Here is a 25,126-nt window from a genome sequence, read left to right as displayed (position 1 = left end):
GTCAGTCCGCCGCCAACCGCTCGGCGACGGTGCGGTCGGTGATGAGGACGTCGACCCAGCGACCGAGGAGGGCTGCGCGGATGGCGGCGTACTTTCGCATGCCACCCGCGACGCCGACACTGCGGACGTCGTCGCTGCGCACCTGAGCCGCCGACAGCCCGAGCACGCGCTGGTCGATCTCGGACCGGACCGGCTTGCCGTGCTCGTCGAAGAAGCGCAGGCAGATGTCACCGACCGCGCCCTGGTCGCGCAGCATCTTCTGGTCCTCGGCGGTCATCGCGTTGCCACTCTCCCGGAGCAACGGCGACGGCTCCAGGCTGCCGATCCCGACCAGCAGCAGGGTGAGTCTGGACCAGGCTTCCATCACCTCGCTGACCGCTGGATCCTTCACCAGGGTTCGCTTGGCGCTCACGCTGCCGACCAGTCCGGGCACCGGCAGCAGGACGGGCGCGGCGCCGGTGAGGTCCGCCAGCCGGCCGATCAACCGGGCCGCACGAGCCTGCGCGGCCGGATTGCCAACGCCACCCAGAACCTGAACGACCTCCTCGGCGACCTGCGTCGGCCGTGGTGTCATCGACTCGACGGTCGCCAGCAGCGTGGAGCTCCAGGACGAGATGCCGATCCGGTCGCCGCCGGTGAGCGTCGTCTCCAGGTACACCGCGGCGGCCGCGCCCAGCGCCGGGATGATGTGTGCGTCGTCCTCACCGCTGGCATCGACGACGATCACCTCCCGCACGCCGTACCGCTGCTCGACCGCGTCCTCCAGCTCCGTGTGGACACCGCTTGGCGGGATGACGACCGTACGCACGATGCCGGCCACCACGGCCTGCTTGAGCAACCGGGAGACCCGCGGCTGCGAGATGTGCAGCTGCGCGGCGATCTGCGGCTGGCGGACGCCCTGCTCGTGGTAGAGCTTCGCGACCTTGGTGAGCAGCCTCAAGTGATCAGCCGACGGCTGCCGCCGGAGGCCCGCCCGCGGCCCCTGTCCCGCACTCGCCGTCGTCATGCCCAGCATGCTAGCTGTGTTTATGGCCGCGCCTTCGGCGCGGCGGGTCATGGGGCCTCAACTCCCGGCCTTCCCTCGTCGCTCCACTCGCTTCGCTCCCTCCGCTCCTCAGTCCAGGCCGGGAGGCCCCATGACCTACTACGAAAACGCTGGACCCGGGTACGGCGTGCTGCCGCCACGGGCCGCTGTCCGCTCCGACGTACCCTCGATCAGCCTGAACGGGAGTTGGCGGTTCCACTTCGCGGAGTCGGTGGCCGAGGCGGCGGACGGGTTCGAGCGGGAGGACTTCGACGACTCTCAATGGGCCACGCTCCCGGTGCCGTCGAGTTGGCCGATGCATGGGTTCGGGCGGCCGATCTACACGAACCAGCCGTATCCGTTTCCGGTTGATCCGCCGTACGTGCCGGATGAGAACCCGACCGGGGACTATCGGCTGGTGTTCGAGGCGCCATGGGATGGGCCTTCGGTACTGCGTTTCGACGGCGTCGACTCTTGTGCGCGGGTGTGGCTGAACGGTGTGGAGCTCGGGGTGACCCGTGGGAGCCGGCTGCCGAGTGAGTTCGACGTGAGCGCGGTACTGCGGCCTGGACGGAACGTGCTGGCGGTGCGTGTGCATCAGTGGTCGTCGGGCAGCTACCTCGAGGACCAGGACATGTGGTGGCTGCCGGGGATCTTCCGCGATGTCACGCTGCTCGCGCGCCGTTCGATCACCGACGTGTTCGTGCACGCGGACTACGACCACCGGACCGGCGCTGGGACGCTGCTGGTCGAGTCGGTGCCGGGTGCTGTGGTGCGGGTGCCTTCGTTGGGGCTCGATTTTGCTGCGGGTGAGTCGGTGACCGTGCCGGATGTGGAGCCGTGGTCGGCCGAGGTGCCGCGGTTGTACGACGCCGTGGTCGAGACGCCGGACGAGACCGTGTCACTGCGGATCGGGTTCCGCACCGTCGCGATCGTGGACGGCGTACTGACGGTGAACGGCCGCCGGGTGCTGTTCCACGGGGTGAACCGGCATGAGCACGATCCCATGCTGGGTCGCGTCGTACCGGAGCACCGGCTGCGGCAGGAGCTGCTGGTGATGAAGCAGCACAACATCAACGCGATCCGGACCAGTCACTACCCGCCGGACTCGCGGCTGCTGGAGTTGTGCGACGAGCTCGGGTTCTGGGTGATGGACGAGTGCGACTACGAGACGCACGGCTTCTTCCTGCTCGGGTGGCGTGGGAACCCGGCCGACGACCCGGCGTTCGAGGCCGCGTCGGTGGACCGGATGCGCCGCCTCGTCGAACGGGACAAGAACCATCCGTCGGTGATCATGTGGTCGCTCGGCAACGAGGCCGGCGTCGGGCGCAACCTGTCCGCGATGGCCGAGTGGACGCGTCAGCGTGATCCGTCCCGGCCACTGCACTACGAGGGCGATCTCTCCTGTGCGGACGTCGATGTCTACAGCCGGATGTACGCGTCGCACGCGGAGGTCGAGGCGATCGGGAAGCGGGCCGAGAAGCCGCTGGACGATCCCCGGCTGGATGCCCGGCGGCGGGCGATGCCGTTCGTGCTCTGCGAGTATTCGCATGCCGGAGGCAACGGTCCGGGCGGGCTGCCGGAGTACGAGGAACTCTTCCACCGGTACGAACGCTGCCAGGGCGGCTTCCTGTGGGAGTGGATGGAGCACGGCATCCAGCGGCCGGACGGCAGCTACGCGTACGGCGGCGACTTCGGCGAGGAACTCCACGACGGCACCTACGTCCTGGACGGCCTGGTCTTCCCGGACCTCGCCCCACAGCCCGTCCTGCTGGAGGTCCGCAAAGCCTTCGAGCCGGTGCACCTGCACATCGATGCGGACGCCCTCCGGATCGTCAACAGGTACGACGTCCTGGACACGACCCACCTGTCATTCCAGTGGGAGCTGGCCGACGAGGGTGAAGCGGTCGAGCGGGGATCGTTCGAGCTGCCTGCCATCCCGGCCGGCGGCGAGGCGAGCGTCACGTTGCCCGCCTTCCGCACTCCGATGCAGAACCGCGAGCGGTGGCTGACAATCCGAGCCGTCCTCACCGATGACACCGCCTGGGCCAATGCAGGCCACGAGGTCGCCTTCACCCAGGCGCGAGTCCAGCCGGCGGAGCCGCCGCTCGGTGGTACGGCGGCCTCGCCCCTCTCCTCCGTTCCCGCGGCGCGGCCGGAACGGCAGCGCGGCGGCCGGATCGGGCTCGGCCCGGGGCAGTTCTGTGAGCGGAGTGGGCGATTGATCCGGTTGCAGGCGTGGGATGTCGAGCATGTGCCTCTCGAACTGTGGCGGGCGCCTACTCAGCACGATGCGCGGACTTGGGATGCGACCACGCTGGACCGGAAGACTCGGTGGGCGCAGGCGGGGGTGCATCGGCTGCGGTATCGGACTGTCTCGGTCGAGGCAGACGGTGACGCGTTGGTGGTGGTGACGATGGTGGGGGCGGCCGCGACCGACGCTCGCGTGCTGACGACGTACCGCTGGACGTCGGACGGCGAGCGGCTGAGCGCGGACGTCGAGGTGGAGCCGGTTGGGCCCTGGACGGTGCCGTGGGCTCGGGTGGGGGTGACGCTTGGATTGCCCGCGGGCTTCAGACAGGTCACGTGGTTTGGGCTGGGGCCGGGGCAGGCCTATCCGGACTCTCGGGCGGCGGCGCGCGTCGGGCGCTACACGTCGACCGTCGACGACCTCCAGATCCCCTACCTCTACCCGCAGGAGAACGGTGCGCGGGCCGACGTTCGCTGGGCCGAGTTGTCAGGCATCGCCGGGAAACTGACGCTGACCGGTGACCCGGTCTTCGCACTGACCGTCAGGCGGTGGACCACCGCCGAACTCGCGGCTGCGGAGCATACTGATGACCTCACGCCGAGTGATCGTGTATGGGTGACACTCGACGCTCTCCAGCACGGCCTTGGCAGCCCGACCAGCGGTGCACCGATCCTGCCGCCGTACGACCTGCAGGCTCGTCGGCACCGTTTCCGGTTCACTCTGGGCCGTTGACAGGTCCTAGGGCCAGACGTCTCCTGTGAGGAGGGGTTCCTTCACAGGGGGTGAGGTCGTGAGGCGTTTCGTGGTGGCCGGTGTGGTATGCGCCGGGGTGGTGGCGTCGCTAGCGTCCGTACCAGCCGGTGCGGCACCGGGTGACGTGAAAGTCAGCGACCGCGCGTATGTGCGGTACGACGGGGGCACCGATCCGGTGCTGGCCGCCTGCTCGACGAACAACAGGCAGCAGAACGAGCCCGCCGCGAGCGTGGCCCCGCACAATCCGCTGCTGATGTCGTCCGGGTCCAACGACTACTGCACCGTCCCTACAACCGGCGGGACCTGGGCCGGTTTCTATTACTCGGGCAACGGCGGCACGTCCTGGACCAACAGCCTGCTGCCGGGCTACCCGGGTGACACGTCACCAGCCGGTACGACGTCGCCGCTCCAGCGGATCGGTGTCAGCAACGCCGGAGACCCGGTGCAGGCCTGGGACAACGACAGGCACCTGTACTACGCGGGCATCGGCTTCAACCGGGACCGGCCCGCGCTCGGCTCGATCTGGGTCGCCCGGTACGCGTGGCCGAGTGGTCCGGCTCCGTCGTACCAGTTCACGACGCTGGTCGAACGCGGTACGCCCAGCCCGATCTTCCGCGGGTTGTTCCACGACAAGATCCAGCTCGAAGTGGACCGCGGTGCCGACAGCCCGTACGAAGGCAACGTCTACGTGTGCTGGGCGCGGTTCACCGCCAGCGGCCCGAACAACGGCGTGTTCCTGGCGCGGTCGAGTGACGGCGGTCAGACATTCCGCAGCCAGAAGATCTCCGAGTCGGTGCACGGCAGCCAGTTCTGCGACATCGCGGTCACCCGAAGCGGTCACGTGTACGTCGCCTGGCGGCAGTTCGAGTTCCGTCCCACCAGCGGCCAGATGCAGGGCAACGCGGTCGCGTGGGTGAAGTCGACCAACGGCGGCACGTCGTTCACCAAGCCGGCCGTGGCGACCGGCTTCATCGGCTGGGACCCGGGCGACCAGACGGTCTCGGCTCCCGCCTACGGCCAGGCGAAGTACGCCGCCTGCCTGCGCGGCGACGGGACACTGGGCGCGTGTGCGAGCCCGGAGCCACGGGCGTTCGCGCGCGACTGCGGTGACGGACCGCTCGCCTGCCAGTCCGGGTACGTGTTCCACCGGGTGAACTCGCAGGTCCGCATCACCGCTGACCCGACCACCTCCGGCAATCCGAACGAAGTGTTCGTGGTGTACGACGGGAGCGTCCCCGGCTCGCAGACCTCGACCGGTACGACGTACGGCACGATCAGCCAAGGTGTCGGCAGCCAGGCGGCGATCTACCTCCTGCGTACGACGACGGGCGGTGCTTCCTGGTCCACGCCGGCACGGATCGATCCGCAGGCGCGCGGCCACCAGTACTTCCCCGACATCGCGGCCGAGTCCGGCCGGTTGCACGCCGTCTGGCAGGACAGCCGTTTCGACGGCGCGAGGGGCCCCGGCGGACGTGACTTCCGCAGCGTGCCGGTCGGGAACATCGCGACGGCAGCGAACCCACCGGGCGCGGTAGCGGCAGGCCCGGGGCTGGCCGCGTTCTACGCCCGCTCGGCGAACGCCGGCGCGACCTGGACCGTCGGCGAGGTGAGCACGGTCCGCACGATGCCGCAGTACGAGCAGTTCGGTGACCGCGACGTGCCGTTCTTCGGCGACTACAACTACATCGCCGCCTCGGGCACGACCGCGTTCATGACCTGGACCGACCACCGCGACGTCGTCCCCGGAACCGATCCGCGCTACCCGATCGACGGCACGGACGGCTTCGACGTACTCCAATGCCGCGCCGCCAACCCCGACGGCACCTTCGGCCCCGACACCTGCCCCAACGCCGGAGGCCTCGACCAAAACATCTACGGCGCGGTGCGCTGAGACCCCACCCCGGCGGCGGCCGGACCTGCCCTCAGTGGTAGGTCTGGCTGCTGGGTGGGGCGGATTCCATCCAGGCGAGGACGCCGGTGAGGGCTTCCTCGGTCATGGCGAAATGGACCGTGCGGTCGCGGAGTTTCGCGTCGACGATGACGTGGCCGGCGTAGGTGACCAGCGGTTCGTTGCCCATCGGCCGGCGGGTGGTGACGCCTTCCAGCTGGCGGCGGTTGACCACGAGTTTGGGCCACCAGGCGAGGCTGAAGACCCGGAACCACTGCAGGTCGTCACCGACGTACCGGGCCAGGCCGAGGGCCCAGCCGCGGCCGTGCTCCTTCTCCGCCAGCTGGAGGCTGCAATCGAACGTGCCGCCGTCCCTGGACAACCAGCGACGGCGGCACGCGAAGGCGATGATCAGCAGTACGGCGGCAAGCAGACAGACCCCGACGACATCGAGGACTATCCTCATACCTTGCCGACCCCATTCCCAGTGCCCATGGTCCGCTACTGCCCCGGGCACTGCCGGAGAACCGTACTGTCAGTGACGATGTTCAATTATGACAGGTGGGTACTGAGCCAATCCGGCCCCACCCCACCGCCCCGGTCAGTCCGCCTTCTCGGCGGCCATCACCCTCGCTTCGGCGAGCCGGAGGTCTTCCTGGGCGCCCTCGGTGTCGCTACCGGTGGCCAGCGCCCGCTCGAGATCACGACGGGCCTCCTCCAGGTCGATGTCGTGACCCATCTCGGCGTTCTCGGCCAGGATCGAGACCCGGTCGTTCGCCACCGAGATGAAGCCGTCGGGTGCGGCCGCGACGAAGTACTCGTCGTCGACGGTCCGCACCTGGACGGTGCCACCCTGCAGCAGGCCCAGCAGCGGCGCGTGGCCGGGCAGGATCCCGACGTCACCGTCCGTGGTCCGGGCGATGACGATCTTGGCCTGTCCCTGCCACACCGTCCGCTCGGCCGCGACGAGGGCAACCTCGAGGTGCTTGCCGCTCTCAGTATCAGAAACAGCCATGTCAGTCACTGTTCCTTTTGAAGCTCGGCCCACTTGCGCTCGACGTCCTCGAGCGAACCGACGTTGAAGAACGCCTGCTCGGCGATGTGGTCGCACTCGCCTTCGGTGATCTTCTTGAAGGACTCGATGGTGTCCTTCAGCGGCACGGTGGAGCCCGGGATGTTGGTGAACTTCTCCGCCATGTAGGTGTTCTGGGAGAGGAACTGCTCGATCCGGCGCGCGCGGGCGACGGTGATCTTGTCCTCTTCGGAGAGCTCGTCGACACCCAGGATGGCGATGATGTCCTGCAGTTCCTTGTTCTTCTGCAGGATCTGCTTCACCCGGACGGCCACGTCGTAGTGCTCCTGGCCGATGTACTGCGGGTCGAGGATCCGCGACGAGGAGGCCAGCGGGTCGACGGCCGGGTACAGACCACGCGACGCGATGTCGCGGGAGAGCTCGGTGGTCGCGTCGAGGTGGGCGAAGGTGGTCGCCGGCGCCGGGTCGGTGTAGTCGTCCGCGGGGACGTAGATCGCCTGCATCGAGGTGATCGAGTGACCCCGGGTCGAGGTGATCCGCTCCTGCAGCACACCCATCTCGTCGGCCAGGTTCGGCTGGTAGCCGACCGCACTCGGCATCCGGCCGAGCAGGGTGGAGACCTCGGAACCGGCCTGGGTGAACCGGAAGATGTTGTCGATGAACAGCAGCACGTCCTGCTGCTTGACGTCGCGGAAGTACTCCGCCATCGTCAGCGCCGACAGCGCGACCCGCAGCCGGGTGCCCGGCGGCTCGTCCATCTGGCCGAACACCAGCGCGGTGTCCTTGAAGACCCCGGCCTCTTCCATCTCGTTGATGAGGTCGTTGCCCTCACGGGTCCGCTCGCCCACGCCGGCGAACACCGACGTACCACCGAAGTTGTGGGCGATCCGGTAGATCATCTCCTGGATCAGAACGGTCTTGCCGACACCCGCACCGCCGAACAGGCCGATCTTGCCACCCTGCACGTACGGCGTGAGCAGGTCGAGCACCTTGATGCCGGTCTCCAGCATCTCGGTCTTCGACTCGAGCTGGTCGAAGGCCGGCGCCTTGCGGTGGATCGGCCAGCGCTCGGTGACCTCGAACTCGGACTCGTCCTGGTTCAGGCACTTGCCGGTGACGTTCCAGACCCGGCCCTTGGTGACGTCGCCGACCGGCACGGAGATCGCGGAGCCGGTGTCGCGCACCTCGACGCCGCGGACCAGGCCGTCGGTGGGCTTCATCGAGATGGCCCGGACGATGTTGTCGCCGACGTGCAGGGCCACCTCGAGGGTGATGGTCTGGGTGTCCTCGCCGAGGGTGATGTCCACCTCGAGCGCGTTGTAGATCTCGGGCATCGCGTCCACTGGGAACTCGACGTCGACGACCGGGCCGATCACCCGGGCGACGCGACCGACGCCCGCGGCGCCGGCCTCGTTGTTCTTCTCGGTAACCGTGGCAGTCATCTCTCTCACTCGCTCCCGGCGGAAGCGTCGGCCAGCGCACCGGCGCCACCGACGATCTCGCTGATTTCCTGGGTAATTTGCGCCTGACGCGCCTGGTTGAAGTCGCGCGTCAGCTTCTCGATCAGCTCCTGCGCGTTGTCCGTCGCCGACTTCATCGCCCGCTGCCGGTTGGCCAACTCGGAGGCGGCCGCCTGCAGCATGCAGTAGTGGATCCGGCTGGCGACGTACCTCGGCAGCAATGCGTCCAGCACGTCCTCGGCAGACGGCTCGAACTCGTAGAGCGGCAGTACGTCGTCGGCCGCCGGCGGCTCCTCGCCCTCGACGACCTCCAGCGGCAGCAACCGGATCACGTCCGCGCGCTGGGTCAGCATCGACACGAACCGGGTGAAGACGACGTGGATCTCGTCCACGCCACCTTCCTCGGTCGGGGTCAGGAAGGCCTCGATCAGCGCGTCGGAGATCTCCCGGGCCCGGGCGAAGCCCGGGTTGTCGGAGTCACCGCTCCACGACTGCGCGACCTCCCGCTGCCGGAAGGTGTAGTACGCGATGCCCTTGCGGCCGCTGATGAACGGGACGATCTCCTTGCCCTCGTCGCGCAGCAACTGGTTCAGCCGCTCGCCCTCGCGGATCACGTTGGCCGAGTACGCCCCCGCCTGACCGCGGTCGGAGGTGATCAGCAGCACCGCGGCCCGCTTGGGGTTCGGCTTCTCGGTGGTCAGCGGGTGGTCGACGTTCGAGAACGTCGCCACCGCCGACACGGCACGGGTGAGCTCGCGCGCGTACGGACCGGCCGCCTGGGCGCGTTGCTGCGCCTTGACGATCCGGGACGCCGCGATGAGCTCCATCGCACGGGTGAGCTTCTTGATCGTCGAGACCGAGGCCCGACGCTCACGCAGCTCCCGCAGACTGGCTGGCACGGTCGATCAGCCCCGCTTCTGCCGGACGATCTGCTCCTGCTCGACGTCCTCTTCGGCCATCGCCTCGGCCGGAGCCTCGGTGCCGAGCAGCTTGCCCTCGGAGGTCTGGAAGGTCGGCTTGAACGCGTCCAGCGCCTCGGTCACGGCCTGCGCCGAGTCGTCGTCGAACAGACCGGACTCGCGGATGCTGTCGAGGACCTTGCTCTCCCGCCGCAGGTAGTCGAGGAAGTCACGCTCGAACCGGAGCACGTCGTCGACCGGCACCTCGTCGAAGTGGCCCTTCGTACCGGCCCAGATGGAGACGATCTGCTCCTCCACCGGGTACGGCGAGTACTGCGGCTGGCGGAGCAGCTGGACCAGGCGCTGGCCACGGTCGAGCTGGCGGCGCGAGGTCGCGTCGAGGTCGGAGGCGAACATCGCGAACGCCTCCATCGCGCGGAACTGGGCCAGGTCCAGCTTCAGCGAGCCGGACACGTTCTTCATGCCCTTGACCTGCGCGGCGCCACCGACCCGGGACACCGAGATACCGACGTCGATGGCGGGACGGATGTTGGCGTTGAACAGGTCGGACTGCAGGAAGATCTGGCCGTCGGTGATCGAGATGACGTTGGTCGGGATGAACGCCGACACGTCGTTGGCCTTGGTCTCGATGATCGGCAGACCGGTCATCGAACCGGCGCCGAGCTCGTCGGACAGCTTCGCGCAGCGCTCCAGCAGGCGGCTGTGCAGGTAGAAGACGTCACCCGGGTAGGCCTCGCGGCCCGGCGGGCGGCGCAGCAGCAAGGACATCGCCCGGTAGGCCTCGGCCTGCTTGGTCAGGTCGTCGAAGACGATCAGCACGTGCTTGCCCTGGTACATCCAGTGCTGGCCGATGGCCGAGCCGGTGTACGGCGCGACGTACTTGAAGCCGGCCGGGTCGGACGCCGGGGCGGCCACGATGGTGGTGTACTCCATCGCGCCAGCCTCTTCCAGCGCGCCGCGGACGGCGGCGATGGTCGAGCCCTTCTGGCCGATCGCGACGTAGATGCAGCGGACCTGCTTCTTCGGGTCGCCGGACTCCCAGTTGGCCTTCTGGTTGATGATCGTGTCGACCGCGATCGCCGTCTTGCCGGTCTTGCGGTCGCCGATGATCAGCTCGCGCTGGCCGCGGCCGATCGGGATCATCCCGTCGATCGCCTTGATGCCGGTCTGCAGCGGCTCGCGAACCTCCTGGCGGTCCATCACGCCGGCCGCCTGCAGTTCGAGGGCACGGTTGCCCTCGAGGTCCTTGATCTCGCCCAGGCCGTCGATCGGCTTGCCCAGTGGGTCGACGACGCGGCCGAGGTAGCCCTCGCCGACCGGCACCGAGAGCACCGCGCCGGTCCGGCGGACCTGCTGGCCCTCCTCGATCCCGTCGAACTCACCGAGGACGGCGACACCGATGTCGCGGACGTCGAGGTTCAGTGCGATCCCCCGGGTGCCGTCCTCGAACTCGAGCAGCTCGTTGGTCATCGCCGAGGGCAGTCCCTCGACGTGCGCGATGCCGTCACCGGCGTCGACGACCGTGCCGACCTCTTCCCGGCTGGTTTCGGCCGGTTGGTACTCGTTGACGAACTGATCCAGGGCGTCCCGGATCTCCTCCGGCCTGATCGTGAGCTCAGCCATTGTGTTTCCTGCTTCCTTGACCTTGCTGGCCTGTTGTGGGCTCTAAAGGCTTTGCCGACCCTTAGCGCCTGGCTATGTCGTTAGGGGTCAGCCCGCGATGCGCCGCTGCGCTTCGTCGAGCCTGGCCGCGATGGTTCCGTCGATCACTTCGTCGCCGATGTCCACCCGGACGCCGCCGACCATGTTCGGGTCGACGATCACGTTCAGCTGGATCGCCCGGCCGTACTGCCGGCCGAGCGCCTCGGCGAGCCGGGTGCGGTCGGCCTCGGACAGGTCGGTGGCGACCCGCACGGTGGCGACGCTGGCGTTGCGCCGGGCCGCCGCGGCGACCTGGTACGAGCGGAGCGAAGCGGCGAAGCTCCGGCCCCGGCCGTCGACCGCACGCTCGGCCAGTCGGACCGTGGTGGCGTCGGCCTTGCTCTGCAACAAGCCGCGGATCAGCTTCTGCCGCGGCGCCATCGGGATGTTGCGGTCACTGAGCTTCTCGCTGAGCGCCCGCTCCACCGCGACCACCCGCTCCAGCCGGAACAGCTCGTCCTCCACGTCGTCCAGCTTGCCCCGGTTGTCGGCGTACGCCATCTCGGCCTCGACGCTGAGCCGGTCCAGCGCGTCACCGAGATCGCGGCTGCCGACCCAGCGGCCGGACACCGCGGCGGTCAGGATCTCCCGCGCCTGGGCGGAGATCTTGCCGCTGAACAACTGCTCGGCCAGGGCGGCCTTCGCCGCCGCCTGCCGGGACGGGTCGGTCAGGGCCCGCCGGAGCGCGCCGTTGCCGTCCAGCACCTTGGCGACCGAGAACAGCTCGGCGCCCAGTTCCTCGGTGGCGGTGACACCCGCCAGGGCCTCCTCGGCCCGGGCGAGTGACTCCTGCGACGCGCCGCGCATCAGCCGTCCGTTCCGACGGCCTGACGTGCGGACTCCGACGCCTCGAGCTCGTCCAGGAACCGCTCGACGGTGCGGCGCTGACGCGCCTCGTCCTCGAGCGACTCGCCGACGATCCGGCCGGCCAGGGTGGTGGCCATGTGGCCGACCTCGCTGCGCAGCGAGGCGACCGCCTGGGCCCGCTCGGCGTCGATCTGCGTCCGCGCGTGCGTCACGATGCGCTCGGCCTCGGCGTTCGCCTGCTCACGCATCTCCGCGATGATCTGCGCACCCTGCTCACGCGCGTCCTCACGGATCTTCGCAGCCTCCTGGCGGGCTTCCGCCAGCTGCGCGTTGTACTTGTCCAGCGCCGCCTTCGCCTCGGCCTGGGCCCGCTTGGCCTCGTTCATCCCGCCTTCGATGGCCGCGGTCCGATCGGCGTACGCCTTCTCGAACTTCGGGACGACGACCTTGGCGAAAGCGATGGCCAGCAGGACCAGAAAGACGAAACCGAAGATGATCTCAGCCGTGTGCGGCAGCAGTGGGCTCGGCGCCTCGTCCGCGGCCTCTGTCAGCGGCAGAAGTAAGGTCTGCATCTCTGAGTCCTGTCAGTCAGGGGGTTGGGTCAGCCCTTGAACACGAAGGCGAGGGCGATACCGATGATCGCGAGCACCTCGGTGACGCCGAAGCCGATCCACGCGATCGACTGCAGCTTGCTCTGTGCCTCCGGCTGGCGCGCGGTGCCGTTGATGACTGCTGCGAAGATCAGGCCGACGCCGACGCCAGGGCCGATGGCCGCAAGGCCGTAGCCCAGAACCGCGATGTCACCGGAGATCTCGAGTGCGGTCATTGCAGTGTGTTCCTTTCGGTACGGATAGGGGCTATCCGGGTTTCCGTTACTACGGGTCAGTGGGTGGAACCGGTGGTGCGGATCAGTGGTCGTCGGCGATCGCGCTGCCGATGTACTGCGCGGTCAGGACAACGAAGATGTAGGCCTGGATGCACTGGACGAACAGCTCCAGCCCGGCGATCGCCAGCGCCATCAGCAAGGTGATGATGCCGACGCCGCCGATCGCGATACTGCCGGAGTGCAGGACCATGTACTCGCCGCCGAGCACGAACACCAGCAGCAGGATGTGACCGGCGAACATGTTCGCGAACAACCGCAGGCTCAGCGAGATCGGCCGGACCAGGATGTTCGAGATGAACTCGATCGGGATCATCAGCGGCATCAGCCAGATCGGCACACCGGCCGGCATGGTCTGGTGCTTGAAGTAGCCCCAGGCGCCGTGCTTCCTGATCCCGACCGCGTTGTAGATCACCCAGCTCATCACCGCGGCCACGTAGGCCCAGCCGATGTGGCTGAAGGTCGGGAACTGGATCAGCGGGATCGACGCGGCGACGTTGTTCAGCAGGATGAAGAAGAACAGGCCGCACAGGTACGGCACGTACTTCATGTGCTGGCTGCTGCCGATCGCGTCGCGGGCGATCGAGTTCCGGACGAAGTTGTAGCCGAGCTCGCCGGCGAACTGCAGCTTGCTCGGCACGATCGCGGCCTTGCGGGACGCACCCCAGAAGAACCAGACGATCACCACGACGGACAACGCGGCCACCAGCACAGGCTTGGTGAACCAGTCGACACCGTGGAAGATCGGGGGTGTCTCGAAGTTCTGCGGACCGGGCGGGTTGAACTCGGTTGAAACGCCGGCAATCACCGGGTCTCCTCTCGCGTCGTGCTCAAGTCGGACGCCTTGTGGCTAAGGGCAGGGCGGCTCAGGGCATGGCGGTCAACAACGTCAGACCCGGCGTGGATGCGATCGATCCCCGCGGGGATCAGGACCGCGACCCGTACCGGAAGTGCAACATCAAGATGGTGAGCCCGGCACCGAGGACGATGCCCACCGGAAGCAGGAACTGGGTGCCGAGCAGGCGATCCAACCCGAACCCGATGCCGCCGTACACCGCGACACCGCCGATCAAGTAGGACAGGACCCGCCAGCCGTCGCCCGCATTCCCGGGTGATGGCTTCGGATCCTGATGCTCGCTCATTGGCATCCGAAAGGTACCAGGACGCAACAGATCCGGTCACATCGGCACCCGTAACCTCCACGACAGCAGGAAAACGGTCACCCACGGTGCTCATGCGGTCACTTCCCGGTCCAGGTCGTAGATCGGGACGCGCAGCCGGGACCAGGCCCAGATCTCGCCGGCCATCCAGCCCATCACGACCACCATCGCGGAGATGCCGAGCACGGTCAGATTCACGTGCTCAGCCAGGCCTTCGGAGTTCAGCGCGAGGGCGAGCAGGCCACCGAAGATCGCGATCCGGCCGGTGTACGACGCCATCGCGACCGCGAGCTGCACGGTCGGCGTCGTACGACGGGACAGGTGCAGCGCGAGCAGGCCGGCGCCGGAGAACACGATCACCATCACCAGGCCGAGCAGCGCACCCCACAGCCCCTCGAAGCCGGCCGCGACGGTGGAAACGGCCGCGGCGTTCACGCCGACGACGGTCGCGGCGACGAGTGCGCCACGCAGCATTGCCAGCGCCGGGTGCCTGGTGGCCTGGCCGGCGACTTTCGGACTGTGGGCCGAGGGAGCCATCTGGTGGTTCCGTCCTGCTGGCGACCGGGGCTCGCGGCCCGGTCGTCGATGGGCGGGGTCAGGGGTGTCACTGTTCTTTGCTGGTGCTTGTGAAAACTAGCACAAAGTCTGCACGGTCAGCAAAACCAGGTCCCTGCCGCTGTACAGCCACACCCTATCGGTAGGCCACGATGCCCAGTGGTCTGGTCCCCGCCAGGTCCCCGTCCGGTCCTGGTCAGACCTTGGCGAGCGGCTTGCGGGAGCGGCGGGGAACGCCGGTGGTGAGGAGCACCGCGGTGACCGCGACGGCCAGCACGATGAGGGCGGTCCACCAGAACAGCACCAGCCCGAGGACCACCACGCCGTACGCGATCAAGGCGGTCCACAGGTACATCAGCAGGACGGCCCGGCGGTGCGAGTGACCGCGCTGCATCAGGCGGTGATGCAGGTGCAGCTTGTCCGCGGCGAACGGCGAGCGGCCGGCCTTGGTACGGCGGATGTACGCCAGCGTGAGGTCGAGCGCGGGGATCGCCAGGACCGCGATCGGGAGGATCAGCGGGAGCAGCGCCGGGAGCAGGCTGGAGCCGCCGGGCTCGTAGGGCACCGCGTTCGGATCCATCTGGCCGGTCAGGCTGATCGTCGACGCGGCCAGCATCAGGCCGATCAGCAGGGCGCCGGAGTCGCCCATGAAAACCCTGGCCGGAAAGAAGTTGTGCGGCAGGAAGCCGAGGCAGGCGCCGGCCAGCGCGACGGTGATCAGGGTCGAGGTGGTCGCCCGGTCGAGGTTCTGCTCGACGTTCAGCAGGTACGAGTAGGTGAAGAACGCGGTCGCACCGATCGCGGTCACCCCGGCGGCCAGGCCGTCCAGGCCGTCGACGAAGTTCACCGCGTTGCAGGACACCAGCAGGATGCCGGCGGTGAGAACCGCGAGCTGCGCGGGCGGTGGTGAGATCACGCCGCCGGGCAGCGGGAGCCAGAACAACTGGATGCCCTGGACAACCATCACGCCGACGGCGAGGACCTCGCCGGCCAGTTTGGTGATCGCGTCCAGCTCGTACAGGTCGTCAACCACGCCGACGGCGCAGATCACCACGCCGCCGATCAGGATCGCGCGTGCGTCGTGGGCGACCTGCAGGCTGTCGCCGAGGAAGGGCAGGCTGGAGGCGACGGCGAAGGCGGCGATCAGGCCGCCGAGGATGGAGATGCCGCCGAAGTACGGGATCGGGACCTTGTGCACGTCTCTGGCCCGGACCTTCGCGACGGCGCCGTACCGCAGCGCGATCTGCCGGGCCACACCGGTCAGCAGGAACGTCGTGGCCATCGCCACGAACAGGACCAGCAGGTATTCGCGCACTAGTCCGCAGGCCTCACATCGGGTTCCGTCGGCTTCTCGTCCTTCTCCTCGGACTTGGACGCCGCAGCCGCCGGTTCGGTTGGCTTCTCATCCTCGACCGGCTTCTCGTCGGCCGACTTCTCGTCGTCGACCGGCTTCTCGTCAGCGGGCTTCTCGTCCTCGACCGGCTTCTCGTCAGCGGGCTTCTCGTCCTCGACCGGCTTCTCGTCCGCGGGCTTCTCGTCCTCGACCGGCTTCTCGTCAGCGGGCTTCTCGTCCTCGACCAGCTTGTCGTCCGCGGGCTTCTCATCGTCGACAGGCTTCTCGTCCGCCGACTTTTCCTCCGCGGGCTTCTCGTCCTGTTCGTCCTCCAGGTCGGTGGTGACCTCGGGGACGACGGCGCGGAGCTGGGCGAGGGTGAGAGCGCCGAGGCGGACCACGTGCGGGGTGTCGCCGGTGATGTCGACGATTGTCGACGGCTGGCCGCCGGTCGCCGTACCGCCGTCGAGGTAGACCGCGACCGAGTCCTGCAGCTGCTCCTCGGCGTCGTACACGTCCAGCGCGGCCGGCTGACCACTGAGGTTCGCCGAGCTGACCGCGAGCGGACCGGTACGGGACAGCAGCTCGCGGGTGTTCTCGTGGTCGGGCACCCGCAGCGCGACGGTGCCGTGGGTCTCCCCCAGGTCCCACATCAGCGACGTCTGCGCGTGGCAGATCACGGTCAGCGGCCCGGGCCAGAACTCCTGGCAGAGCTTGCGCCCCGACTCGGGGACGTCGGTGGCGAGCGCGTCCAGCGACTCGACCACCGAGATCAGCACCGGCGGCGGCATGTCCCGGCCGCGGCCCTTGGCGTCCAGCAGCCGTTGGACCGCGTCGGACTTGAAGGCGTCCGCGGCGATCCCGTACACCGTGTCGGTCGGAAGGACGACCAGGTCGCCGGCCTCGATGGCGTCCACGGCCGCGCGGTAGGCCGGTGCCAGCTCGTCACCGGTGAAGTCGAAGCGCTCACTCACGCACCGAATCGTGCCACTCACGCACCTCGCGGCTCCACTCGGGCTGGCCCACGGCCGACCTGACAAATGATTGTCAGCTTCCCGGCACGACGAGCCGGACGTCCCTAGGATCCCCGTCATGACTGTTTTGAATTGCCGAGCCTCCGGCACGGCGGGTCATGGGGCCTTGACTCCCGGCCTTCCCTCGTCGCTCCAGTCGCTTCGCTCCCTCCGCTCCTCAGTCCAGGCCGGGAGGCCCCATGACCGTGACGCGTGAATTCCTGACTGGCCTGCCAAAAGCCGAGTTGCATGTCCATCACGTCGGATCCGCCTCGCCGCGGATCGTCGCCGAGCTCGCGGCCCGGCATCCTGAGTCACCGGTGCCGGCGGACCCGGCCGCGCTGGCGGAGTACTTCAAGTTCGACGACTTCGCGAAGTTCGTCGAGATCTATCTGACCGTGGTCGACCTGATCAAGACCCCGGACGACGTCCGGCTGCTCACCTACGAGATCGCCCGCGAGATGACCGGGCAGAACCTGCGGTACGCCGAGCTGACGGTGACGCCGTACACCTCGGTGATGCGCGGGATCGCGGCGGAGGCGTTCTGCGAGGCGATCGAGGACGCGCGGATCGCGGCCGAGAAGGAGCTCGGCATCACGCTGCGGTGGATCTTCGACATCGCCGGTGAGGCCGGCCTGCCGTCCGCCGAGGAGACGTTGCGGATCGCGACGAAGATCCGGCCGGAAGGTCTGGTCGGGTTCGGCCTCGGCGGCCCGGAGATCGGCGTACCGCGGCCGCAGTTCCAGCCCCACTTCGAGGCTGCCATCGCGTCCGGGCTGCACAGTGTGCCGCACGCGGGCGAGACCACCGGGCCGGAGACCATCTGGGACGCGGTCCGGGTGCTGCGGGCCGAGCGGATCGGCCACGGTACGTCGACCATGCAGGACCCGGCCCTGGTCGACTACCTGGGCGAGCACCGGATCCCGCTCGAGGTCAGCCCTACGTCGAACATCGCCACCCGTGCGGTCGCGTCGTACGACGAACACCCGTTGCGCGCGATGGTCGAGGCCGGGCTGGTCGTCACGATCAACTCCGACGACCCGCCGATGTTCGGCACCGACCTCACCAACGAGTACGCCGTTGCCGCCGAGCTGCTGGAGCTGGACGAGGCCGGGGTGGCCGAGCTGGCCAAGACAGCCGTCCGGGTGTCCTTCGCCGAGGACTCGGTGAAGAACGCGCTGCTCACCGAGATCGACGAGTACGTCGCGAAGGGTTAGCTCGGGTTCTTGGGGCGCGCATGGTTCCCTAGGTGGGTGCGGAGTGTTCCAGGAGTAGTGGCGGTGTTCGGGTTGTTGCTGGCCACGGCGGCCTGCAGCGACGAGCCGGGTTCAGCAGCAGCTGCACCAAGTGCTACGAGTCCAACGCCGTCGGCCAGTCCATCAGTGAGCACTCCGCCTCCGCCGCCACCGGCTCGCGGGGACTTGCCGCGAGGCGGCCGGACGATCTTCCCGAAGTACCAGCTCGTCGGGTACGTCGGTCTGCCCGGCTCCCCCGCCCTCGGCCCGCTGGACAAAGACCTGGAGACGAAGGCGGCCAGGCTGGAGAAGGTGTCGCGCGCGTACGCCGCCGGCCGCACACCACTGCCGGTGATGGAGCTGATCACGGTGGTCGCGAAGGCGGCACCCGGCAAGGACGGGATGTATCGCGGCCGGCTACCCGACGCGAAGATCCAGGAGTACCTGACCGTCGCCCGCAAGCACCGGATGCTGTTGCTGCTCGACGTCCAGCCCGGCCGGGCCAAGATCCTGCCCGAGGTGAAGCGGCTGGAGCGCTGGCTCAAGGAGCCCGACGTCGGGCTCGCGTTCGATCCGGAGTGGGCGGTCGGGCCGAACCAGGTCCCCGGCCGCGTGTTCGGCCGGACGACGGGCGCCGAGCTCGACGCCATCGCGGCGTACCTCTCGGAGCTGGTGCGGACGCACAAGCTGCCGGAGAAGGTGTTCGTCTTTCACCAGTTGTCGCCCAGGATCGTGACCGGTGAGCAGGCGCTGAAGAAGCATCCGGGCGTGGTCACGATCAAGTCGGTGGACGGTATCGGTGCCCGCGCGGACAAGCTCCAGACCTGGGCCAAGCTCACCCAACGTCTGCCCGCCGGGGTGCACGCCGGCTTCAAGCTGTTCCGGGTCGAAGACACCCGCCACGGCCCGCTGATGACACCGGCCCAGGTGCTGGCCCTCAAGCCTCGTCCGGAGTTCGTCGTGTACGAATAGGGGATGCGGATCGCCTTCGCGAACGTGGCCGGCGGCCTGGTCGACGGCTTCGGCGATCCGCCGCCGGCGACGACGCCCGACGGGCGGTCGATCGACCGGATCTTCTCGACCCGCGATCTGGCCGTGCGCGACGTCGAGGTCGTCCGAGTGCCGGGCGCCGAACACTGCCTGGTCGGTTGCCGGATCATCCGGCGTCAGCAGCCCGAGCGGCCGATCGGGATGATTCGCGAACAGGACCTGGCCAGGCCTAGATCCGTCGGCCCGTGGCGAAGCGGTGGCGGCCGGACAGGTCCAGCTGGTCGCGGACCTCGGTGAAGAGGCCGGTCGCGGTGAAGACGGCCGGGGCGGACTCGCCCTGGACGTCGGCGTGCTCGCAGGCGAACCATCCGCCGGACTTCAGCAGCCGGCCCGCCGTGGCCGCGACCACCTTGATCTCGTCGAGGCCGTCGTCACCGGACCACAACGCCAGCGCCGGATCGTGATCGCGGACCTCCGCGGCAACGGATTCCCACGCGGTCAGCGGGATGTACGGCGGATTGCTGATCACCGCGTCCACCCGGCCGTCGAACTCAGGCAGGCAGCCGTCGATGTCACCCTCATGCAGGACAGCGCCGGTCCCGGCCAGGTTGCGACGAGCCCACAAACACGCCTCCGGCGACAGCTCCACGGCGTGTACGACGCTGTCCGGCCGCTCGGTCGCCACCGCGCCGGCGATCGCACCTGAGCCACTGCACAGATCCACCACCAGCGGCGATTCGACACCGGCCAGCTTGTCGAGGATCCAGCCGACCATCACCTCGGTCTCCGGCCTCGGCACGAACACACCAGGCCCCACCGCCAGCTCCCGGTAGCGGAAGGCCGCCGTACCGGTCAGATGCTGCAGTGGTTCGCGGGAGGCGCGACGGACGATCAACTCGTCGTACCGGCGGAGCTGATCGCCGGTCGGCTCAGCGAGGTTCAGACGGCTGGAGCCGGTGACGAACGCGAGCAGCTCGGCGGCGTCGAAGTCGGGCGACGCAAGACCTGCCTCGCGCAGCCGCGCCGCAGCCTCGGCGAGCAAGACTTTCACTCCCCCGCCCCGGAACGGAGTGTCGGGGCGTGGTTCTTCGGTGCTCACTGGCTGTCGACGGCCTCGAGGCGGGCGGCCAGATCGGCTTCGGTCAGCGCCTGGATCACCGGCGCCAGATCGCCGCCGAGGACCTGGTCGAGATTGTGCGCCTTGTAGCCGACCCGGTGGTCGGAGAACCGGTTCTCCGGGAAGTTGTACGTTCGGATCCGCTCGGACCGGTCGACGGTCCGGATCTGCAACCGCCGGGCGTCCGAGGCCTCCTGGTCGGCGGCCTCCTGCGCGGCCGCGAGCAGCCGGGCCCGCAGCACGCGCATCGCCTGCTCGCGGTTCTGCAGCTGGGACTTCTCGTTCTGCATCGACACCACGATGCCGGTCGGCAGGTGGGTGATCCGGACCGCGGAATCGGTCGTGTTCACGCTCTGCCCACCCGGGCCGGACGACCGGAACACGTCGATGCGCAGGTCGTTCGGGTCGACCTCGACGTCGACGTCCTCCGCCTCCGGCAGCACCAGCACCCCGGCCGCCGAGGTGTGGATCCGCCCCTGCGACTCGGTCACCGGCACCCGCTGGACCCGGTGCACCCCGCCCTCGAACTTGAGCTTCGCGTACGGCGCCTCACCCGGCTCCGGCGTGCCTTTCGCCTTCACCGCGACGGTGATCGACTTGTACCCGCCCAGGTCGGACTCGGCCGAGTCGAGCACCTCGGTCTTCCAGTTCTGCGACTCGGCGTACTTCAGGTACATCTTCAGCAGGTCGCCGGCGAACAGCGCGGACTCGTCGCCACCCTCACCGGCCTTGATCTCGAGGATCGCGTCCTTGTCGTCACTCGGGTCGCGCGGGACCAGCAGCACCTGCAGCTTCTCGGCCAGCTCCTCGCGGCGGGCGGCCAGCTTGGTGGCCTCCTCGGCGAATGCCGGGTCCTCGGCCGCGAGCTCCCGCGCCGCCTCGATGTCGTCCCCGGTCTGCAGCCATTCGTCGTACGTGCGCACCACCGGGGCGAGCGCGGCGTACCGCTTGCCGACCCGGCGGGCGTTGGCCTGGTCGGAGTGCAGCGCCGGATCCGACATCTGCCGCTCCAGCTCGGCGTACTCGGCCTTGAGCGTCTTAACCGCCTCGAACATCGCACTCCTCCCTTCGAAACCGGTGCTGCCAATACAAACCGCGCGCCGGTCCGGCGAGCGTGAACTCGCGGACCGGCGCGCGGTGAGAAAGCTACTTCTTGGCGTACCGCTTCTCGAAGCGGGCGACCCGGCCACCGGTGTCGAGAATCTTCTGCTTGCCGGTGTAGAAGGGGTGGCACTGCGAGCAGACGTCGGCGTGGATCACGCCGTTCTCCGCGGTCGAGCGCGTGGTGAACGTGGCGCCACAGGTGCAGGTCACCGTGGTGTCGACGTACGTCGGGTGGATGTCGCTCTTCAAGGGATCTCCTAGGTCTCAGGTGCCCCGGGTCGCCCGCGCGGTGCGAACGTGAACCGGAACCAACAGACAAGTTTGCCACTCGGAGCCTCGGAGTGGCGAATCGGGCCTCTGTCCAGGCGCAAGTGAGGGGTACGGCGGCTCGCCGCACCCGTCACCTGTTGCGCTCAGTTGCCGTCGTCGGTGCTGCGGGCGCCGCCCGTGGACGGGGTGGTCTTGTTCACCTGGAGCAGGAACTCGATATTCGACTTGCTCTCCTTGAGCTTGCCGATCAGCAGCTCCAGGGCGGCCTGGCCGTCGAGGGCCGACAGCACCCGGCGGAGCTTCCAGACGACCTGGGTCTCGTCCTTGCTCATCAGCAGTTCCTCGCGGCGGGTACCGGAGGCGACCACGTCGATGGCCGGGAAGATGCGCCGGTCGGCGAACTCGCGGCGCAGCCGCAGCTCCATGTTGCCGGTGCCCTTGAACTCCTCGAAGATGACCTCGTCCATCTTCGAACCGGTCTCGATCAGCGCGGTGGCCAGGATGGTCAGCGAGCCGCCGTCCTCGATGTTGCGGGCCGCGCCGAAGAACCGCTTCGGCGGGTACAGCGCCGACGAGTCGACACCACCGGACAGGATCCGGCCGCTGGCCGGCGCCGCGATGTTGTACGCCCGGCCCAGCCGGGTGATCGAGTCGAGCAGCACGACGACATCGTGGCCCAGCTCGACCAGGCGCTTGGCGCGCTCGATCGCCAGCTCCGCGACCGTGGTGTGGTCGTCGGCCGGCCGGTCGAACGTCGAGGCGATGACCTCGCCCTTGACGGTGCGCTGCATGTCGGTGACCTCTTCGGGCCGCTCGTCCACCAGCACGACCATCAGGTGCACTTCGGGGTTGTTCGTGGTGATCGCGTTCGCCAGCGCCTGCAGCACCATCGTCTTACCGGCCTTCGGCGGCGAGACGATCAGGCCGCGCTGGCCCTTGCCGATCGGGCTGACGATGTCGACGATCCGGGTGGTGAGCACACCGGGCTCGGTCTCCAGCCGGAGCCGCTCGGTCGCGTACAGCGGGGTCAGCTTGTTGAAGTCCTGCCGCTGCTTGGCGATCTCCGGGTCCGACCCGTTCACGGTGTCGATCCGGACCAGCGGGTTGAACTTCTCCTTGCGCTCACCCTCCTGCGGCTGCTTCACCGCACCGGTGATCGCGTCACCCTTGCGCAGGCCGTACCGCTTGACCATCGACAGGGCGACGTACACGTCGTTCGGGCCGGGCAGGTAGCCGCTGGTCCGGACGAACGCGTAGTTGTCCAGTACGTCGAGGATGCCGGCCGCCGGGACGAGGACGTCGTCCTCGCTGATCGTCGGCTCCGGGTCGAACCGCTCGCCGCGGCCGCGGTTGCGGCCGGTGTCGCGACCGGTCTGGCTGCCGTCGCGGTTGCGGTCCCGGTCGCGGCCCCGGCGGCGCCGGCGACGGCCCTCGCCGTCCTCGCCGCGGTCGTTCTGGTCCTGCCGGTTCCGCTGGTCGCCGCGGTTGTCACGGTTCTGGTCGCCGCGGTTGTCGCGGTTCTGGTCGCCGCGGTTGTCGCGATTGCCGTCCCGGTTCTGGGTGTCCCGGTTCTGGTCGCTGCGGTTGTCCCGGTTGCGGCTCTGCTCACCGCGGTCGCCCCGGTTGTCGCGGTTGCCGTCGCGGCTCTGGCTGTCCCGGTTGTCGTCGCGGTTCTGGGTGTCGCCGCGGTTGTCGCGGGTCTGCCCGTCACGCTGGTTGTCCCGCTGGTTGTCACGGTTGCGGTCCCGGCTCCGGCCGTCCCGGCTCTGGTCGCCGCGGTCCTCGGAGCGGTTGTCCGCGGTCTGCTCGGCCTTCGGCTCGGCGACGGCGGTGCCGTTCTGCGTCGCGACCTCGGCCGCGGGCGCCTCAGCGGCGACGGCCGGCGCGGCGGCGGCGCTCCTGGCGGCGACGTCCTTCTTCTCGGCGACCGCGGCGCCGTTCTGACCGGCGTCCTTCTCGGCCGCGGCGCGGGTCCGGCGGCTGCCGCCCTCGCGCTTGGCCGGGGCGTCGGCCTTGGCCGCGGGCGCCTCGGCGGCACCCTCGTCCAGGGTCGGCTGGCTCGCCTTCGGGCGCGAAGCACCCGTGGAGCCACCGGCCTGGGCGGCCTTGATCGCCTCGATCAGCTGGCCCTTGCGCAGTGCGCCGGTGCCCTTGATGCCGAGCGTCCCGGCGAGCTGCTTGAGCTCGGGGAGCAGCATGCCCTCGAGGCCGCCTCCGGCCTTCCGGCGACGCGTCGCGGTGGTGGCCGCAGCATCGGTACCCGGGGCCGGGGTGGTGCCGGCTCCGCTGGAGGCTTCAACAGTTTCTGTCACGTGAGGTCCTTCCCACACGGATCGTCGATGACGGATGCCGCCCATCGACCGTTTCATCACCCACGACCGACGCTGCGCTGACAGTTCCGGCGGCGGCGGTGACGTGGGTACAAGAGGCTCTCGCTCGATCTGAGTCCCCCCGGACAGCTCCGGCGCAGGCGGCGCAAGTTCAAATCCACAGGAGGGTCGCCACACAACACAGGGTGCCGGGAGCACAGCCCGGATCGTGACGAGAGTTCACCGATCACCTGGAGGGGATCGGGTGAGTCGAGACTAGCACCACTACGGGTCGTTCCGCTGACTCGAGGGGTACAACGCGTGTCAGTCCCGACTCATTCCCGGCCCCGCCGGCGAGCTATCCCGCCTCCATGGACCAGACCTGCACGCCGACTGGATCGATCCCCAGGTCGTACCGTGTCCAGCCGTCCGGCGCCGGCGGCGCACCGCGGAACGAGCTCTGACCTGCGGTTTTGCCTGATCGGGCAGAGGTCCCATCAGGGCGGCCCAGTACGACGACCGTCGGCCCGGCACCGCTCACGATCGCCGGCAAGCCTGTCCCTCGCAGCTTGTGCACCAGCGCCAGGCTCTCCGGCATCGCGGGCTCCCGGTACTCCTGGTGCAGCCGGTCCTCGGTTGCGGTCAGCAGCAACTCCGGACGCTCCGTCAACGCCGCCACCAGCAACGCGGCCTTCCCCGAGTTCGCCGCCGCATCACCGTGGGGTACGACGCCCGGCAGCAACCCGCGCGCCTCCTTGGTGAGCACCCGGTTGTCGGGTACGTAGGCGACCGCGGCCAGTCCGTCCACGGTGCCCAGCCGAATGGCGCGCCCGCTCTCGCCTTCAGTCCAAGCGATCGTGAACCCACCCAGCGCGGCCGCGGCCACATTGTCCGGATGCCCTTCGATCTCGTTCGCCAGTACGACGAGCCGCTCCCGATCGACCGGTTCACCGGCCAGACCGTACGCCGCCGCGAGACCGCCGACGATCGCGGCCGACGACGAACCGAGCCCGCGGCCGTGCGGGATCCGGTTCTCACACCGCAGCGTGAATCCGGGCACTGTCGCGCCCAGCGCCTCCAGACCGCGATGGATCGACCGGACCACGAGGTGCGACTCGTCCAGCGGCACCTCGCCTTCACCGCAGCCTGTCACCTCGACCGTGACGCCGGAACCACCTGGCGTGACGATCAGGTCGTCGTACAAGGTCAAAGCCAGCCCGAACGCGTCGAAGCCGGGACCGAGGTTGGCACTGGTCGCCGGAACCCGAACCCGGACCTGGTCGCAGGGCCGGCGGTCGTCCGTGGTCTCCACCACTCCCC

The 25,126-nt window shown here is 68.9% G+C and carries 24 protein-coding genes; 5 read left to right on the top strand and 19 right to left on the bottom strand.

All coding sequences use genetic code 11. The features are described 5' to 3' along the window. Position 1 precedes the first annotated feature (1 nt). A complete protein-coding gene (locus tag AB0F43_RS28820; RefSeq protein ID WP_360483529.1) occupies positions 2-1,006 on the bottom strand; it encodes a sugar-binding transcriptional regulator in 1,005 nt (334 codons plus the stop codon). A gap of 130 nt (positions 1,007-1,136) precedes the next feature. Here AB0F43_RS28820 and AB0F43_RS28815 point away from each other — a divergent pair, with 130 nt between their 5' ends. Both AB0F43_RS28815 and AB0F43_RS28810 read left to right on the top strand, forming a co-directional pair. Next, complete coding sequence (locus tag AB0F43_RS28815; RefSeq protein WP_360483526.1) at positions 1,137-4,007, top strand: glycoside hydrolase family 2 TIM barrel-domain containing protein; 2,871 nt, start codon at positions 1,137-1,139, stop codon at positions 4,005-4,007. A gap of 58 nt (positions 4,008-4,065) precedes the next feature. Further along, positions 4,066-5,919: a hypothetical protein gene (locus AB0F43_RS28810; protein WP_360483523.1), complete on the top strand. Its 1,854-nt coding sequence runs from the start codon at positions 4,066-4,068 to the stop codon at positions 5,917-5,919. A gap of 31 nt (positions 5,920-5,950) precedes the next feature. Here AB0F43_RS28810 and AB0F43_RS28805 read toward each other — a convergent pair whose 3' ends face one another. The 13 genes from AB0F43_RS28805 to AB0F43_RS28745 form a co-directional block, all read right to left on the bottom strand. Further along, positions 5,951-6,382, bottom strand: coding sequence for a DUF2550 domain-containing protein (locus AB0F43_RS28805; RefSeq protein WP_360483520.1), 432 nt, complete (start codon positions 6,380-6,382; stop codon positions 5,951-5,953). Between the two features lie 135 nt (positions 6,383-6,517). Beyond that, the gene (locus AB0F43_RS28800; RefSeq protein ID WP_360483517.1) at positions 6,518-6,931 is read right to left on the bottom strand and encodes a F0F1 ATP synthase subunit epsilon; all 414 of its coding nucleotides are present in this window, start codon (positions 6,929-6,931) and stop codon (positions 6,518-6,520) included. 5 nt (positions 6,932-6,936) lie between these two features. Further along, positions 6,937-8,391 carry a F0F1 ATP synthase subunit beta gene (gene atpD / locus AB0F43_RS28795; protein ID WP_360483515.1) on the bottom strand — a complete coding sequence of 485 codons (1,455 nt, stop codon included), beginning with the start codon at positions 8,389-8,391 and terminating at the stop codon, positions 6,937-6,939. Between the two features lie 5 nt (positions 8,392-8,396). Further along, on the bottom strand, positions 8,397-9,308 hold the full coding sequence (locus AB0F43_RS28790; protein WP_360483512.1) for a F0F1 ATP synthase subunit gamma: 912 nt from the start codon (positions 9,306-9,308) through the stop codon (positions 8,397-8,399). 6 nt (positions 9,309-9,314) lie between these two features. Further along, positions 9,315-10,952, bottom strand: a complete 1,638-nt coding sequence (atpA, locus tag AB0F43_RS28785) for a F0F1 ATP synthase subunit alpha (RefSeq protein WP_360483509.1) — start codon at positions 10,950-10,952, stop codon at positions 9,315-9,317. An 87-nt stretch (positions 10,953-11,039) separates the two neighbouring features. Further along, positions 11,040-11,837, bottom strand: coding sequence for a F0F1 ATP synthase subunit delta (locus AB0F43_RS28780; RefSeq protein WP_360483506.1), 798 nt, complete (start codon positions 11,835-11,837; stop codon positions 11,040-11,042). Then, entirely contained in the window at positions 11,837-12,409 is a 573-nt protein-coding gene (locus tag AB0F43_RS28775; protein WP_360483503.1) for a F0F1 ATP synthase subunit B, read from the bottom strand. The genes AB0F43_RS28780 and AB0F43_RS28775 overlap by 1 nt, the downstream gene beginning before the upstream one ends. A gap of 29 nt (positions 12,410-12,438) precedes the next feature. Continuing rightward, the gene (gene atpE / locus AB0F43_RS28770) at positions 12,439-12,663 is read right to left on the bottom strand and encodes an ATP synthase F0 subunit C (RefSeq protein WP_134010638.1); all 225 of its coding nucleotides are present in this window, start codon (positions 12,661-12,663) and stop codon (positions 12,439-12,441) included. A gap of 82 nt (positions 12,664-12,745) precedes the next feature. Then, positions 12,746-13,528 carry a F0F1 ATP synthase subunit A gene (gene atpB / locus AB0F43_RS28765; RefSeq protein ID WP_360483499.1) on the bottom strand — a complete coding sequence of 261 codons (783 nt, stop codon included), beginning with the start codon at positions 13,526-13,528 and terminating at the stop codon, positions 12,746-12,748. A 118-nt stretch (positions 13,529-13,646) separates the two neighbouring features. After that, the gene (locus tag AB0F43_RS28760) at positions 13,647-13,862 is read right to left on the bottom strand and encodes a hypothetical protein (protein ID WP_360483496.1); all 216 of its coding nucleotides are present in this window, start codon (positions 13,860-13,862) and stop codon (positions 13,647-13,649) included. A 90-nt stretch (positions 13,863-13,952) separates the two neighbouring features. After that, positions 13,953-14,417, bottom strand: a complete 465-nt coding sequence (locus AB0F43_RS28755; protein ID WP_360483493.1) for a hypothetical protein — start codon at positions 14,415-14,417, stop codon at positions 13,953-13,955. A 214-nt stretch (positions 14,418-14,631) separates the two neighbouring features. Further along, positions 14,632-15,750 carry an MraY family glycosyltransferase gene (locus AB0F43_RS28750; protein WP_360483490.1) on the bottom strand — a complete coding sequence of 373 codons (1,119 nt, stop codon included), beginning with the start codon at positions 15,748-15,750 and terminating at the stop codon, positions 14,632-14,634. Then, a complete protein-coding gene (locus AB0F43_RS28745; RefSeq protein ID WP_360483487.1) occupies positions 15,750-16,742 on the bottom strand; it encodes an L-threonylcarbamoyladenylate synthase in 993 nt (330 codons plus the stop codon). Before AB0F43_RS28745 ends, AB0F43_RS28750 begins: the two co-directional genes overlap by 1 nt. A 239-nt stretch (positions 16,743-16,981) precedes the next feature. Here AB0F43_RS28745 and AB0F43_RS28740 point away from each other — a divergent pair, with 239 nt between their 5' ends. The 3 genes from AB0F43_RS28740 to AB0F43_RS28730 all read left to right on the top strand — a co-directional run bounded on the left by AB0F43_RS28740 (position 16,982) and on the right by AB0F43_RS28730 (position 19,303). Continuing rightward, complete coding sequence (locus AB0F43_RS28740) at positions 16,982-17,998, top strand: adenosine deaminase (protein WP_360483485.1); 1,017 nt, start codon at positions 16,982-16,984, stop codon at positions 17,996-17,998. 165 nt (positions 17,999-18,163) lie between these two features. Beyond that, positions 18,164-18,988 (top strand): hypothetical protein, encoded by an 825-nt coding sequence (locus AB0F43_RS28735; protein ID WP_360483482.1) that lies wholly within the window; start codon positions 18,164-18,166, stop codon positions 18,986-18,988. Positions 18,989-18,991: 3 nt separating this feature from the next. Beyond that, positions 18,992-19,303, top strand: a complete 312-nt coding sequence (locus tag AB0F43_RS28730; RefSeq protein ID WP_360483479.1) for a hypothetical protein — start codon at positions 18,992-18,994, stop codon at positions 19,301-19,303. Here AB0F43_RS28730 and prmC read toward each other — a convergent pair. The 5 genes from prmC to thrB all read right to left on the bottom strand — a co-directional run bounded on the left by prmC (position 19,236) and on the right by thrB (position 25,118). Beyond that, complete coding sequence (gene prmC / locus AB0F43_RS28725; RefSeq protein ID WP_360483476.1) at positions 19,236-20,057, bottom strand: peptide chain release factor N(5)-glutamine methyltransferase; 822 nt, start codon at positions 20,055-20,057, stop codon at positions 19,236-19,238. The two genes, AB0F43_RS28730 and prmC, sit on opposite strands and share 68 nt — an antisense overlap. A 44-nt stretch (positions 20,058-20,101) precedes the next feature. Next, complete coding sequence (gene prfA, locus AB0F43_RS28720) at positions 20,102-21,178, bottom strand: peptide chain release factor 1 (RefSeq protein ID WP_360483473.1); 1,077 nt, start codon at positions 21,176-21,178, stop codon at positions 20,102-20,104. Positions 21,179-21,269: 91 nt separating this feature from the next. Further along, complete coding sequence (gene rpmE, locus AB0F43_RS28715) at positions 21,270-21,476, bottom strand: 50S ribosomal protein L31 (RefSeq protein ID WP_130387310.1); 207 nt, start codon at positions 21,474-21,476, stop codon at positions 21,270-21,272. Between the two features lie 164 nt (positions 21,477-21,640). Further along, positions 21,641-23,809, bottom strand: a complete 2,169-nt coding sequence (gene rho / locus AB0F43_RS28710; RefSeq protein WP_360483470.1) for a transcription termination factor Rho — start codon at positions 23,807-23,809, stop codon at positions 21,641-21,643. Positions 23,810-24,164: 355 nt separating this feature from the next. Further along, positions 24,165-25,118, bottom strand: a complete 954-nt coding sequence (thrB, locus tag AB0F43_RS28705; RefSeq protein ID WP_360483467.1) for a homoserine kinase — start codon at positions 25,116-25,118, stop codon at positions 24,165-24,167. Positions 25,119-25,126 lie beyond the last annotated feature (8 nt).

This window comes from Kribbella sp. NPDC023972 (assembly GCF_040639075.1).
Lineage (GTDB): Bacteria > Actinomycetota > Actinomycetes > Propionibacteriales > Kribbellaceae > Kribbella.
The sequence above is the reverse complement of the archived record's forward strand: the minus strand, read 5'-3'. Positions and strand labels throughout refer to the sequence as shown.